General features: G+C 44.8%; 18 protein-coding genes. 10 read left to right on the top strand and 8 right to left on the bottom strand.

Annotation, left to right across the window (positions count from 1 at the left end; genetic code table 11):
- Positions 1 to 9 precede the first annotated feature (9 nt).
- From AB4263_RS02385 to AB4263_RS02370, 4 genes are all read left to right on the top strand, one after another.
- Positions 10 to 1,014, top strand: a complete 1,005-nt coding sequence (locus tag AB4263_RS02385) for an ornithine carbamoyltransferase (RefSeq protein ID WP_372097346.1) — start codon at positions 10 to 12, stop codon at positions 1,012 to 1,014.
- Positions 1,015 to 1,301: 287 nt separating this feature from the next.
- Positions 1,302 to 2,231, top strand: coding sequence for an aspartate carbamoyltransferase (gene pyrB / locus AB4263_RS02380; protein WP_012604860.1), 930 nt, complete (start codon positions 1,302 to 1,304; stop codon positions 2,229 to 2,231).
- Positions 2,232 to 2,243: 12 nt separating this feature from the next.
- Positions 2,244 to 2,705, top strand: a complete 462-nt coding sequence (pyrI, locus tag AB4263_RS02375) for an aspartate carbamoyltransferase regulatory subunit (protein ID WP_372097344.1) — start codon at positions 2,244 to 2,246, stop codon at positions 2,703 to 2,705.
- Between the two features lie 136 nt (positions 2,706 to 2,841).
- A complete protein-coding gene (locus AB4263_RS02370; RefSeq protein ID WP_004735319.1) occupies positions 2,842 to 3,231 on the top strand; it encodes a RidA family protein in 390 nt (129 codons plus the stop codon).
- Between the two features lie 125 nt (positions 3,232 to 3,356).
- Here the strand turns inward: AB4263_RS02370 and AB4263_RS02365 are convergent, their stop codons facing one another.
- The 8 genes from AB4263_RS02365 to mlaF all read right to left on the bottom strand — a co-directional run bounded on the left by AB4263_RS02365 (position 3,357) and on the right by mlaF (position 8,836).
- Entirely contained in the window at positions 3,357 to 4,082 is a 726-nt protein-coding gene (locus AB4263_RS02365) for a 1-acylglycerol-3-phosphate O-acyltransferase (protein ID WP_081230959.1), read from the bottom strand.
- Between the two features lie 152 nt (positions 4,083 to 4,234).
- Positions 4,235 to 5,500, bottom strand: coding sequence for a UDP-N-acetylglucosamine 1-carboxyvinyltransferase (murA, locus tag AB4263_RS02360; RefSeq protein WP_372097342.1), 1,266 nt, complete (start codon positions 5,498 to 5,500; stop codon positions 4,235 to 4,237).
- 8 nt (positions 5,501 to 5,508) lie between these two features.
- Positions 5,509 to 5,763 (bottom strand): BolA family iron metabolism protein IbaG, encoded by a 255-nt coding sequence (gene ibaG / locus AB4263_RS02355; protein WP_017058924.1) that lies wholly within the window; start codon positions 5,761 to 5,763, stop codon positions 5,509 to 5,511.
- 13 nt (positions 5,764 to 5,776) lie between these two features.
- Positions 5,777 to 6,085, bottom strand: coding sequence for a lipid asymmetry maintenance protein MlaB (locus AB4263_RS02350; RefSeq protein WP_017058923.1), 309 nt, complete (start codon positions 6,083 to 6,085; stop codon positions 5,777 to 5,779).
- Entirely contained in the window at positions 6,085 to 6,714 is a 630-nt protein-coding gene (locus AB4263_RS02345; RefSeq protein ID WP_120459707.1) for a phospholipid-binding protein MlaC, read from the bottom strand. The genes AB4263_RS02350 and AB4263_RS02345 overlap by 1 nt, the downstream gene beginning before the upstream one ends.
- 52 nt (positions 6,715 to 6,766) lie before the next feature.
- On the bottom strand, positions 6,767 to 7,258 hold the full coding sequence (gene mlaD / locus AB4263_RS02340) for an outer membrane lipid asymmetry maintenance protein MlaD (protein WP_017058921.1): 492 nt from the start codon (positions 7,256 to 7,258) through the stop codon (positions 6,767 to 6,769).
- 2 nt (positions 7,259 to 7,260) lie between these two features.
- The gene (mlaE, locus tag AB4263_RS02335) at positions 7,261 to 8,040 is read right to left on the bottom strand and encodes a lipid asymmetry maintenance ABC transporter permease subunit MlaE (protein WP_017058920.1); all 780 of its coding nucleotides are present in this window, start codon (positions 8,038 to 8,040) and stop codon (positions 7,261 to 7,263) included.
- Between the two features lies 1 nt (position 8,041).
- A complete protein-coding gene (mlaF, locus tag AB4263_RS02330) occupies positions 8,042 to 8,836 on the bottom strand; it encodes a phospholipid ABC transporter ATP-binding protein MlaF (protein ID WP_017058919.1) in 795 nt (264 codons plus the stop codon).
- A 264-nt stretch (positions 8,837 to 9,100) separates the two neighbouring features.
- On the opposite strand from mlaF, the gene AB4263_RS02325 reads away from it, so the two are divergent.
- The 6 genes from AB4263_RS02325 to lptB are packed head-to-tail and all read left to right on the top strand — an operon-like array spanning position 9,101 to position 13,392.
- Complete coding sequence (locus AB4263_RS02325; RefSeq protein WP_017063737.1) at positions 9,101 to 10,066, top strand: calcium/sodium antiporter; 966 nt, start codon at positions 9,101 to 9,103, stop codon at positions 10,064 to 10,066.
- A gap of 34 nt (positions 10,067 to 10,100) precedes the next feature.
- Positions 10,101 to 11,072, top strand: coding sequence for an arabinose-5-phosphate isomerase KdsD (gene kdsD, locus AB4263_RS02320; protein WP_017058917.1), 972 nt, complete (start codon positions 10,101 to 10,103; stop codon positions 11,070 to 11,072).
- Entirely contained in the window at positions 11,072 to 11,629 is a 558-nt protein-coding gene (gene kdsC / locus AB4263_RS02315) for a 3-deoxy-manno-octulosonate-8-phosphatase KdsC (RefSeq protein WP_017058916.1), read from the top strand. The genes kdsD and kdsC overlap by 1 nt, the downstream gene beginning before the upstream one ends.
- Positions 11,626 to 12,189: an LPS export ABC transporter periplasmic protein LptC gene (gene lptC / locus AB4263_RS02310; RefSeq protein WP_004735306.1), complete on the top strand. Its 564-nt coding sequence runs from the start codon at positions 11,626 to 11,628 to the stop codon at positions 12,187 to 12,189. Before kdsC ends, lptC begins: the two co-directional genes overlap by 4 nt.
- The gene (gene lptA / locus AB4263_RS02305) at positions 12,170 to 12,664 is read left to right on the top strand and encodes a lipopolysaccharide transport periplasmic protein LptA (RefSeq protein ID WP_017058914.1); all 495 of its coding nucleotides are present in this window, start codon (positions 12,170 to 12,172) and stop codon (positions 12,662 to 12,664) included. Before lptC ends, lptA begins: the two co-directional genes overlap by 20 nt.
- 2 nt (positions 12,665 to 12,666) lie before the next feature.
- Positions 12,667 to 13,392, top strand: a complete 726-nt coding sequence (lptB, locus tag AB4263_RS02300) for an LPS export ABC transporter ATP-binding protein (protein ID WP_004735304.1) — start codon at positions 12,667 to 12,669, stop codon at positions 13,390 to 13,392.
- The last annotated feature ends 42 nt before the right edge of the window (positions 13,393 to 13,434 follow it).

The following is a 13,434-nucleotide window of genomic DNA, read 5'->3' as shown; positions in this document are numbered from 1 at the left end:
GAGCGAGAGATGGCCTTTAATCTTCGCAATCGTAACTTTCTAAAACTTCTCGACTTTACTCCTAAAGAGATTCAGTTTTTACTCGATCTGTCTGCTGATCTAAAAAAAGCTAAGTATGCAGGAACAGAGCAGAAAAAGCTTAACGGTAAAAACATCGCTTTGATCTTTGAAAAAGCATCAACTCGAACTCGATGTGCTTTTGAAGTAGCCGCCTTTGATCAAGGTGCTCAAGTCTCTTACCTTGGCCCTTCTGGTTCTCAGATTGGTCAAAAAGAATCAATGAAAGATACGGCTCGTGTATTGGGACGTATGTACGATGGCATCGAATATCGTGGTTTTGGCCAGAGTATTGTTGAAGACCTAGGCGCTTATGCGGGCGTGCCTGTTTGGAATGGCTTAACCGATGAGTTCCACCCTACTCAGATTTTGGCTGATTTCCTCACTATGCTTGAGCATGGCCGCGGGAAGCATCTACACCAAATCAGCTTTGCTTACCTAGGCGATGCACGCAATAACATGGGTAACTCTCTGTTAGTCGGAGCCGCGAAGATGGGCATGGATATTCGCCTTGTCGCGCCTAAAGCATTCTGGCCAGAAGAGCAGCTTGTTGAAGAGTGCCAAGCTATCGCGCAAAGCACAGGTGCCAACATCACGCTGACAGAAGACGTTGCTGAAGGCGTGAAAGGTTGTGATTACCTATACACCGATGTTTGGGTTTCGATGGGCGAAGCCCCTGAAGCTTGGGACGAACGTGTGGCGGTAATGAAACCATACCAAGTGAATATGGATGTCATTAAGCTAACTGGTAACCCTCAAGTGAAGTTCATGCACTGCCTACCCGCTTTCCACAACAATGAAACTGTGATTGGTCAGCAAGTCTCTGACAAGTATGGAATGAACGGCTTGGAAGTGACTGACGAAGTGTTTGAATCTGACTACTCGATTGTATTTGATGAAGCTGAAAATCGCATGCACACCATCAAGGCGGTGATGGTCGCGACGCTTGGTCAATAGACAATAATGAAAGTAAACAAAAGCTTGATGTAATCGCTTGCGCTCACAAATTGAAAGCGTATAATTCTCGGCAATTTGTCTGAGAGTAGTGAAAATGACGCCAAGCAATGTTGTGATAAAACATAATGATATTGTGAAAACACATAGTAATATTGTGAAAACACCAAATATTGCTCGTAAGCTAAGATGCTTACCAGGCCGTCTATTCTGCTTTTCAGCACTTTTTTAAAGCCTCCCATTATGGGGGGCTTTTTTATGGCCAATACATTATTGTGGGGAAGAAGATCATGGCGAATTCGCTCTATCAAAAGCACATCATCTCAATTCCAGAGCTTTCTCGTGAAGAGCTAGAATTAATTGTTCAAACGGCAGGTCAGCTAAAGGCTGAGCCAAACCCAGAACTCATCAAGAACAAAGTTGTTGCCAGCTGCTTCTTCGAACCTTCTACGCGAACTCGTCTCTCTTTTGAAACTGCGATTCAACGCATCGGTGGTGATGTGATTGGTTTCGACAGTGGTGGTAACACTTCTTTGGCAAAGAAAGGCGAAACGCTAGCGGACTCGGTACAGGTTATCTCTTCATACGTTGACGCTTACGTGATGCGTCACCCTCAAGAAGGCGCAGCGCGTCTGGCTTCTGAGTTCTCAAACGGTGTACCTGTTATTAACGCAGGTGACGGCGCAAACCAACACCCAACACAAACGTTACTAGACCTATTCTCTATCGCTGAGACACAAGGCCGCCTCGACAACCTAAACGTTGCATTCGTTGGTGACCTTAAGTACGGCCGTACGGTTCACTCGTTGACTCAAGCACTAGCAAAATTCGACAACATCTGTTTCTACTTCGTGGCTCCAGAAGCACTAGCGATGCCAGACTACATTTGCGAAGAGCTTGATGAAGCGGGCATCAAGTACCAACTATTGACGGACATGGAAGATGTGATTCCTGAACTAGATGTCTTGTACATGACTCGAGTTCAAAAAGAGCGCTTCGATGAGTCAGAATACGCGCACATAAAATCCGCATACATCCTGACCGCTTCGATGCTGGAAAATGCACGCGATAACCTGAAGGTTCTGCACCCTCTTCCTCGCGTTGATGAAATTACTGTCGATGTCGATAAAACACCTTACGCTTACTACTTCCAGCAAGCAGAGAATGGTGTTTACGCCCGTGAAGCATTGCTAGCCCTTGTTCTTAACGAAACGCTGTAGAGGAGAGATATAATGTCTAAAGAGACTCAATTAAAAGTTGAAGCAATCAGAAACGGTACTGTTATCGACCATATCCCAGCCAATATCGGGATCAAGGTTCTAAAACTGTTCGACATGCACAACTCTCATCAGCGCGTGACGATTGGCCTAAATCTGCCGTCTTCTGCACTAGGCGGAAAAGACCTGCTCAAGATTGAGAATGTGTTTATCACAAAAGAACAGGCGAGCAAGCTGGCACTTTATGCGCCTCATGCAACAGTGAACCAAATAGAAGATTACGAAGTAGTTAAGAAGCTACCACTAGAACTTCCTGAGCAAATCAACGATGTGTTCGAGTGTCCAAATACTAACTGTATTACTCACAATGAACCGGTTGAAAGCAGCTTTAAGATCTTTGAAAAGAAAGAAGATATTCGATTGAAGTGTAAGTATTGCGAAAAAGTCTTCTCTCGCGAGATCGTGACAGAAAGATAACGTCATACGGCAAAGAAGACCGAATGTAAAAACTATCAAATACCTCGCCTATACGGGGTATTTTGCGCTTTACCTAGCCAAAGTTTGAAGGCACACTGAAAATTGATTTTTATCTAATAACTGATGGAATAAACCAATGACTAAAGTACTTCACACAGAATCTGCTCCAGCTGCAATCGGCCCATACGTACAAGGCGTTGACCTTGGCAACATGGTACTGACTTCTGGTCAAATCCCAGTAAACCCAGCAACTGGTGAAGTATCTGCTGATATCGCAGAGCAAGCTCGCCAATCTCTAGACAACGTTCAAGCGGTTGTTGAAGCTTCAGGCCTGACTGTAAAAGACATCGTAAAACTAACGGTATTCGTTAAAGACCTAAACGACTTCGGCACAGTAAACGAGGTTTACGGCAAATTCTTCGATGAGCACGGCGTTGCAAACTACCCTGCACGTTCATGTGTTGAAGTAGCTCGTCTGCCAAAAGATGTAGGTATCGAGATCGAAGCTATTGCGGTTCGCAAATAGGTTTTAATCTCTAGATTAAACACCTTCTAATAAACGACTTAGCGTAATGCTGAGTGTTTATTAGATACAAAAAAAGGTTGCCCAGTTGGCAACCTTTTTTATTGTCTGTCGTTTAGCTTAAATGATTACTTCTTATTAAGATCGACCACTTCTTTGTCTAACTCTTCAAGCTTAGCAGCCATCTGCTCACGAGCTAGGTTAGCCAGTTCACGAACATTAGACTTGTCGTAGCCTTCAGTGCTGATTGGTGGCAGCATTTCAACAATCACGTGACCATTGTTCCAACGGTTTAGCTTCACGCCACCGGTTGAGCTACACACGATAGGGATGATAGGCAAGCCAGCACCAATCGCAGCATGGAATGCACCTGTTTTGAATGGCAGCAGACCACGGCCACGAGAACGAGTGCCTTCAGGGAACATCCAAACTGAAACATCGCTCTCTTTTAGACTCGTCACGACCTGATCAATCGTACCTACCGCTTTGCTACGGTTAGCACGGTCAATTAGGATGTTACCCGTCAACCAGTAAAGCTGACCAAATAGAGGCATCCACACTAGGCTTTTCTTACCAACAGTTACCACTTTTGGCGTTACCGCTGATGAAATCGTGAATAGATCCCAGCTGTTTTGGTGGTTCGCCACATAAACATGTTGGCCGCGAGAGTAGGCATCTTCTGGGATGCGAAGCTCTAACTTCATGCCGAAGATCTTCGACATGCGACCGAAATAACGGCCAAAGGTAAATACGTGTTTCGGGTTGCGTGGACTTAATAGGCAGTAACCACAACCAAATACAAACATAAGAATCGCAAATATCGCCACTGCGAAAATACGTAATATTGCTATCATTTTGTTCCTCACCGACCGCCAAGTTGATTCATCTATTCGCGCAAAAATGAGCAATAGATTTACTCGCGGTAAATACAACTATAAAAAAGCCGAAACCAAGGTTCCGACTTTTATGTTTTCATCTTACTGATTCATGAATCCACTAACCTAGGTTAGTTCGACTCACTAAATCGTGTAATGTTTGCGCCTAAGGCTGACAATTTATCTTCAATCTTATCGTAGCCACGATCGATGTGATAAATACGGTCAACGATGGTTTCACCTTGAGCAATACAGCCAGCAATAACAAGGCTCGCAGATGCGCGAAGGTCCGTTGCCATTACTTGAGCGCCGCTCAGTTTTTCCGTTTCACCACAGATAGCCGTGTTACCTTCGATTTCCGCTTTTGCACCCATTCGCTGTAACTCAGGAATGTGCATAAAACGGTTTTCAAAGATAGTCTCAGTGATAACACCACTGCCCTTCGCCATCATGTTAAGCAGAGTAAACTGTGCTTGCATGTCGGTTGGGAAACCAGGGTGAGGTGCCGTTACGATTTTCACCGCTTTCAGTTCACGACCCGTCATATCAAGACAGATCCAGTCTTCGCCCGTTTCAACCTTCGCACCCGCTTCTTCAAGCTTCGCTAAGGCAGCTTCAAGAAGATGAGCGTTGGTGTTGCGACAAACCACTTTACCGCCAGAAACAGCAGCAGCAACCAGGAAAGTACCTGTTTCAATACGGTCAGCAACCACAGAGTGTTGGCCACCACCAAGACGTTCAACGCCTTCGATAGTAATCGTATCTGTACCTGCGCCAGAAATTTTAGCACCCAGTTTGTTTAGGAAGTCAGCCGTATCAACAATCTCAGGCTCACGCGCTGAGTTATCGAGTACTGTTGTTCCTTCCGCTAGCGTTGCTGCACACATGATAGTAATGGTGGCACCCACACTTACTTTATCCATCACGATGTGCGCGCCTTTCAGACGGCCATCAACACTTGCTTTCACATAACCATCTTCCAACTTAATGGTCGCACCTAGTTGCTCTAGGCCGTGGATATGCAGATCAACAGGTCGAGCACCAATTGCACAACCGCCTGGAAGTGACACTTGGCCTTCACCAAAACGAGCGACTAGAGGACCTAAAGCCCAGATAGAAGCACGCATTGTTTTCACTAAATCGTAAGGCGCACAAAATTCATTAATTTCGCTGCCATCAACATGAACACTACCATTACGCGATACTTTTGCGCCTAAACGCTTAAGCAGTTCCATCGTAGTATCGATGTCACGTAGGTGAGGAACGTTACTTACTTCCACTGGCTCTTCAGCAAGAATTGAAGCAAATAAGATAGGTAGCGCTGCATTTTTTGCGCCTGAGATCGTCACTTCACCGCTTAGCGGCTTATCCGATCCAATAACTCGAAACTTTTCCATCATAAACCTTAAAGTGACATCAGTTTCTTATCACGTTCCCACTCTTCCGGCGTGAAAGCCTTAATAGAAAGAGCATGGATGTCATTGCGTTGAATGTATTCCATTAGTGGGCCGTAGATTAGTTGCTGCTTCTTAACTCGATTCATGCCGTCAAAACATGGATCAACCGCAACAACTTCGTAATGACTGCCTTCCCCTTTCACGAAAATTTCCTGAAGGTTCAGTGCTTCTGCTAATAATTCTTGTACTTTTGTGCTGTCCACAAATAGCTCCTGCCTAATTTTTTATGTGTTCTGCCATCATTGGCTGGATATTGCTCAATTGGAACAACGTTCGTAATTGTTCTGGCACGAAACTGAGCATTATATGACAGTTTTGATTTTTTGCATGCTCTAATAAGTGAATTAGCATCACCATTCCTGCTGAATCGACTCGATTTATATGGCTAAGGTCAATTTCAACGCTCGATTCCGTCGTTTGCCACTTTTCCAATATACGCCAGATTGCAGGGACACTGTCTCGGTCTAAATCACCGAACAGTTGATACTCTTTAGAGCTTAGTGCTTGCCATTGAGAATGGCTCATTATTTGTTACTCTCAAAACGAATCGGTTGTGCGGCTAATTTCTCTAGTTCGTCTGCAACTTGTAAGATGCCTTCTTGACGAATCTTAGTATTCCACTCCGATTGCTTGCTCGACAACAAGCTAATACCTTCGGCAACCATATCAAATGCTTTCCACTCGCCAGATTTCTTGTCTTTGCGAAGCTTAAATTCAAGCTTAATGTTTGGTCGCGGCGTATCGATGATGTCGACCTTGATACTGGTAATGCGGCTATCCGCTTTGATTTTTGGTTCTGGACCAAATTCAATCGTCTGATCTGTGTATTGAGTCAGCACTTGGGCATAAGAAGAAACAAGGTATTTACGGAATGAATCGATAAACACGCCCACGTCTTTTCTATCCGCGCCTTTCAAGTTTGGTCCAAGTAACTTAAGAGCTGCATATTGTGCATTCACATAAGGCATCAACTCTTCTTCCACGATGACCTTCAATAACTCTGGATCTTGGTGGATGTTGTCTTGTTCACTCTTCAAACGCTCAAATGCCACTTCGGCCACTTGAGTCATCATCTGGTAAGGCTGAGTACGGTCAATCGATTCTGCAGCAAAGGCTTGGGTAGAAATAAGCAACGCCATTGCCGCCATAAACATTGATTTCAAGTAACCAATAGCTTTTAAATAACTAATAGTTTTCAACATTATCTTATTCCTTAGCTTCGCTGTCATTAGAACCACCAACGCTATACAGCACTTGGCCAATCAAATCTTCTAGTACCAATGCTGACTTAGTGTCTTCAATTGAATCACCATCGACCAACATCTCTTCATCATCAAAAATGAAGCCTGGAACCAGACTAATGTACTGCTCACCAATTAAGCCAGATGTTAAAATTTGAGCACTAGAGGTATCTGGAAATTGTGAGTACTTCCCGTCAATAGACAGTTCAACGACAGGAAGGTAGCTCTCGGTATCAAGCTCAATGCTTTTAACTCGTCCAACAACGACGCCACCCACTTTCACTGGAGAACGAACTTTTAGGCTGCCAATGTTGTCAAAGGTCGCTTTTAGATTGTAAGTATGGTTCGAACCTATGCCTTTTACGTCAGCGACTTGAAAGATCATGATTAAGATTGCGCAAATTCCGGCAATAACAAAGGTGCCGACCCATAATTCTAATTTTCGAGTTTGTTGCATGATTAATTCCCAAACATCAATGCGGTAAGAACAAAATCTAGCCCTAGTACCGCTAGAGAAGAGTGCACTACAGTGCGTGTGGTTGCCTGACTGATACCTTCTGAAGTCGGTACTGCGTCATAACCATTGAAAAGTGCGATCCAAGTTACGGTGATAGCGAAGACCATACATTTGATCATGCTGTTACCAATATCTCGGCCAAGTTCTACTGAAGACTGCATCGCAGACCAGAAACTGCCGTGATCAATGCCTTTCCAATCAACACCAACCAGTTGACCGCCCCAAATACCTACCGCCATAAAAATCATAGCAAGCAATGGCATTGAGATAAGCCCGGCCCAAAGACGTGGTGCAATAATGCGTTTAAGAGGGTCAACGGCCATCATCTCAAGGCTTGAGATCTGCTCTGTTGCCTTCATTAACCCAATCTCTGCCGTGAGTGCTGAACCGGCTCGACCTGCAAATAATAACGCAGTCACCACAGGCCCCAACTCACGCAACAGTGAAAGCGCGACCATTTGACCAAGGTTTCCCTCAGCGCCGTAGTCAATTAACACGACATAGCCCTGCAGGCTGAGCACCATGCCGATAAACAGACCCGAAACTAAAATAATAGCCAATGACTGAACGCCAACGCTATAAAGTTGTTTTACTAATAAGGGGAAGTTTTTTAGTCGCGGGATGCCAAACAAAGCCCCAAATAACATCAGGCTTGCTCGACCAAATGACTCACAGCTCGCAAGTGTACGCTTACCGACACCCGCAATAGTTTTAACAATCATATTAAAACAAATCCTTTTCTAAGCTCTTCGCAGGGAATCTAAATGGTACTGGACCATCGGCTTCGCCTTGCAAAAATTGCTGCACTCTCGGATCGCTATTGTTGTACAACTCATCAGGTGTTCCAGCGGCAATAATCTTGCTATCTGCCATGAGGTAAACCCAATCAGCAATACTCATCACCTCTGGCACATCGTGAGAAACAACAATCGAGGTTAAGCCCAAGGCTTGATTGAGATTTCGTATCAATTCAACCAATACGCCCATGGTGATGGGATCTTGGCCAACAAACGGCTCATCGTACATGATAAGTTCTGGATCTAGTGCGATTGCGCGCGCCAGTGCGGCACGCCTAGCCATTCCGCCAGACAACTCACTCGGCATCAATTGCGCAGCACCACGTAATCCTACCGCTTCAAGCTTAAGTAATACGATGGTACGAATGAATTTTTCATTAAGTTCAGTGTGCTCTCGCAGCGGAAACGCCACATTATCAAAGACATTGAGATCCGTAAAAAGCGCACCCGATTGGAATAGCATGCTCATTTTCTTACGTGCTTGATATAGCTTTCGACGTGATAATGCAGGGATATTGTCACCATCAAACCAAACTTCGCCTTCATCTGGCGGCAGTTGCCCACCGATCAAACGCAGTAAAGTCGTTTTGCCGATCCCAGACGGCCCCATGATGGCGGTTATCTTGCCTTGAGGCACCTCTAAACTGATGTCATCAAAGATAACGCGGTCACCGCGTGAGAAGCTGAGGTTCTTAACTTTCACAAGCTCAGTGTTCAACATATTTTTGTTGTTTCCTTGCTTTAAAAAACGCCAATTATGGCTGCAATAATAATGAGTCTACTTTAGAATTAAAAGCACTGTTCAATTAATTCATATTAAACAGGAATCTATGCAGGGATTTGAAAGCATTAGGAAATTATCTATTGATCTCTCTTTCTTGCCTGCTAACTGGTAATTAATTTGCCGAGTGACTTCCCTTTTATCTAGCAACAGGTCAAAATTAGCGGTTAATTCTCCGTTTTTATTAATTTTTTAGGAATCATCATGCTTGAAGCGATTGCGTTTCTTATTATCGGTCTAGGTTTTTTGGTGTGGAGTGCAGATAAGCTGGTTTACGGTGCCGCTGCTCTTGCTCGCAACTTCGGTATTTCACCACTAGTTATCGGTATGACGATCTTAGCAATGGGGTCTTCGGCTCCTGAAATGATGGTTTCTGCGACAGCAGCCCTTGATGGCAAAACAGATACAGCTGTAGGCAACGTACTGGGCTCTAACATCGCCAACATCGCGCTGATTTTAGGTATTACAGCCCTTATCAAGCCGTTATCGATTAGCTCAGGCGTGATTCGTCGTGAACTACCATTAATGATCGGTGTCACTCTGCTAGCGGGCGCCCTATTGTGGGATAACCATTTAGGCTTCTATGAAGGCGTGTTGTTGTTTGTTCTTTTTGCCGCGTTTTTGTTTGCTATGTTGCAAATCAGCCGCAGCGAGAAAAAGAACGGCGATGCTTTCCTTGATGAGCAAGAATCAGAGATCCCTGAAGGCGTAAGTAACCCTAAGGCTGCAATGTGGGTCGTGATTGGTCTAATCGTCCTACCTTTAGCTGCTGATATGCTGGTAGATAACGCTGTGATCATCGCGAAGTTCTTCGGCATGAGCGACCTTGTCATTGGTTTAACCATCATTGCTGTTGGTACTAGCCTTCCTGAACTTGCAGCATCACTAGCCGGCGTTATGAAGGGTGAAGATGATATGGCTGTAGGTAATATCATTGGTTCAAACGTATTCAACATCCTTGCTGTTATGGGTATCCCGGGCATCCTAAACCCTTCGATCTTGAGCGAGTTCGCTATGGGTCGTGACTTCTGGGTAATGCTAGGCGTATCGCTACTACTTGTTGTGATGGCACTAGGAAAATCTCGTAGTGTGAATCGTATTGAAGGCGGCGTGTTAATTGTGACGTTCGTGGCCTACCAAAGTTACCTATTAATGAACATGTCGGCTTAATTGTTGATTTAACTTCCCGTACTTGGAGTATTTGATGTCTCAGCCATTTGATTACCGCAGCGTTGCAAAACAAGTTTTGGAAACCGAAGTTGCAGGTCTCACTCAATTAGACCAATATTTTAATGATGATTTTTGTAAAGCTTGCGACCTTATCCTGAACAACAAAGGCAAAGTCGTTGTGATGGGCATGGGTAAATCAGGCCACATTGGCAACAAAATCGCAGCAACATTGGCAAGTACCGGGACATCGGCTTTCTTTGTTCACCCAGGCGAAGCGGCGCATGGCGACTTAGGCATGATCGAACCTGGTGATATTGTGATTGCAATATCCAACTCCGGCGAATCGGGAGAAATCCTCAGCCTATTTCCTGTGTTAAAGCGTCTGAGCATCAAGATCATCAGCATGACAGGCAAGCCAGCATCAAACATGGCAACCCTGTCTGATATCCATTTACAAATTTCAGTACCGGAAGAAGCTTGTCCGCTGGGCTTAGCACCAACAACAAGCACCACGGCGACTTTGGTCATGGGTGATGCATTAGCCGTTGCACTTTTGCAGGCTCGAGGCTTCACCGCTCAAGACTTTGCCCTGTCTCATCCTGGTGGCGCTTTAGGTCGTCAGTTGCTGTTGAAGCTCGACGACATCATGCACACAGGCGATTCACTTCCTGTTGTAGCACCCGACGCACTAGTAAGAGACGCTCTACTAGAGATATCTCAGAAAGGCTTAGGCATGACAGCAATCGTTGGTGAAGATGGCCAAATGGCCGGTATTTTTACCGATGGTGATTTACGTCGTATCTTAGACAAACGCGTTGATATCCATAACACGCAGATCGGTGATGTGATGACGCTAAACCCGACGGTAGCCGAGCCAAACATGCTCGCGGTTGAGGGCTTAAACTTGATGCAAGCGAAGAGCATCAATGGCCTGATGTTATGCCAAGAAGGTAAATTAGTCGGAGCGTTAAACATGCATGACTTACTGAAAGCAGGAGTAATGTAATGACACAGACAGTCGAAACTCTATACGGCACTGTTAATTCAGATGTATTTGCAATTGCAAAAGAGATCAAACTGCTGATTTGCGATGTCGATGGTGTCTTCTCTGATGGTCGCATCTACATGGGCAACAACGGTGAAGAGCTGAAAACCTTCCACACTCGTGACGGTTACGGTATCAAATCACTGATGAACGCAGGCATTGAAATCGCGATCATCACGGGTCGCAAATCTCAAATTGTTGAGAATCGTATGACCGCTCTAGGCATTAAGCTGATTTATCAAGGTCAAGACGATAAAGTTAAGGCATACCAAGATATTTGCGATAAGCTTTCTGTAAACCCTGAAAATACAGGTTACATCGGAGACGATCTGATTGACTGGCCTGTAATGGAAAAAGTTGGCTTGAAGGTCTGTGTGGCAGATGGGCACCCGCTACTTGCAAAGCGTGCAAACTACGTGACAACCATTAACGGTGGTCATGGCGCGGTACGTGAAGTCTGTGACCTTATTTTACAAGCAAGAAATGAACTCGACGTGCATAAAGGTTTAAGCATATGAGTTTTACTCGTATTATCTATTTAATACTCATATTTATTGCCTCTTGGTCGACCTATTACTTGTACGACAAAGAGCAAACATCAACGATACAAGTGGCTCCAAATTTGGAGCTGCCCGCGTTTAGTGGCAAAAGCCTGAACAACATTAGCTACGACGAAAGCGGTATTCGCAGCTATCAGGTTGAATCGACGTATTTAGAACACTACTCAGTAGTTGGCGATACGCACTTTCAAAACCCAGTTCTTTCGGTATTCCGTGAAGGGCACACGATTGAATGGCAAGTCACCGCTGATCGCGCGATTATGGATGAGAATCAAGTTGTCACGTTTTATGACAACGTCGTGGCAAAGAACCTGTTGCCAGAAGCCAGCTTCGATACAATGACCACAGATAAAATGGTTGTTGAGCTGCCTAGCCGAGATTTTTATTCAGAGACTCCGGTCCATATGATCGGTACATTTTTTGAAACTGAGGGACAAGCAATGAAAGGTAACTTCGGTACCAACAATGCAACCCTCTTTAATTCTGTTCAAGGTAGATATGAAACTCTTACACCTTAGTTTATTCGCTTTGACCCTTGCGGCACCTAATGTCTATGCTCTGTCTTCGGATAGTGAGCAACCTGTCTACATTGACTCAGACAGCCAGCAATTGGATATGAAAAGTAACCAAGTGACTTTCCTTGGTGATGTGAACCTTAAACAAGGCAGCATCAATATCAATGCCGATAAGGTTATTGTTACTCGTAATGCCGTAAACGGTGAGATTGAAGAAATTCAAGGCTTCGGTAAGCCAGCAACCTTCTCTCAGCTTACTGACGACGGTAAGACACTCTACGGTGAAGCTGACGACCTGCACTACCAGCTTGTTGCCGACCGACTGATCATGACTAAGAATGCGATGTTATCTCAAGATGGCAGCATCATTCGCGGTTCTAAGATCACTTACCAGATCGGTTCTCAGAAATTAGTCGCTGACAGTGGTGAAAACAAACGAGTGTCAACGGTTTTACAACCAACGGAAGTGAATAAGTAACGATGGCTGTTCTTAAAGCAAAAAACCTAGCGAAAACCTACAGTAAACGTAAGGTTGTTACCGATGTAAGCTTACAGGTAGAGTCAGGCCAGATCGTCGGTCTGCTTGGGCCTAACGGTGCAGGTAAAACCACATCTTTCTATATGATTGTTGGTTTGGTGGCGCGTGATGAAGGTACCATCAGCATTGATGACCGAGACATCAGTATCTTACCAATGCACAGCCGCTCTCGTCTTGGTATCGGTTACCTGCCTCAAGAAGCATCGATTTTCCGTAAGTTGTCCGTAGAGAACAACATCATGGCGGTTTTACAAACCCGTGATGAAATGACCAACGAACAACGCCAAGATAAGCTGGAAGACCTGCTAGAAGAGTTCCACATCCAACATATCCGCACCAGCAATGGTATGGCTCTGTCGGGTGGTGAGCGTCGTCGTGTAGAGATTGCTCGTGCACTAGCAGCAAACCCGCAGTTCATTCTATTGGATGAACCATTCGCCGGTGTTGACCCGATCTCAGTAATCGATATCAAAAAAATCATTGTTCACCTGCGTGATCGCGGCTTGGGCGTTTTGATTACCGACCACAACGTTCGTGAAACATTAGACGTGTGTGAAAAAGCTTACATCGTAAGCCAAGGACACCTGATCGCTGAGGGTACTCCTGAAGATGTTCTCAATAACGAACAAGTTAAACAAGTTTATCTAGGCGAACAATTCCGTCTATGATTATATAGAGAGTATCGAGAGTTCTAAGAATAATAACTAGGT

Source organism: Vibrio sp. 10N.261.55.C5 (assembly GCF_041470505.1).
GTDB classification, from domain to species: domain Bacteria; phylum Pseudomonadota; class Gammaproteobacteria; order Enterobacterales; family Vibrionaceae; genus Vibrio; species Vibrio crassostreae_C.
This window is presented reverse-complemented; position numbering and strand designations above follow the sequence as displayed.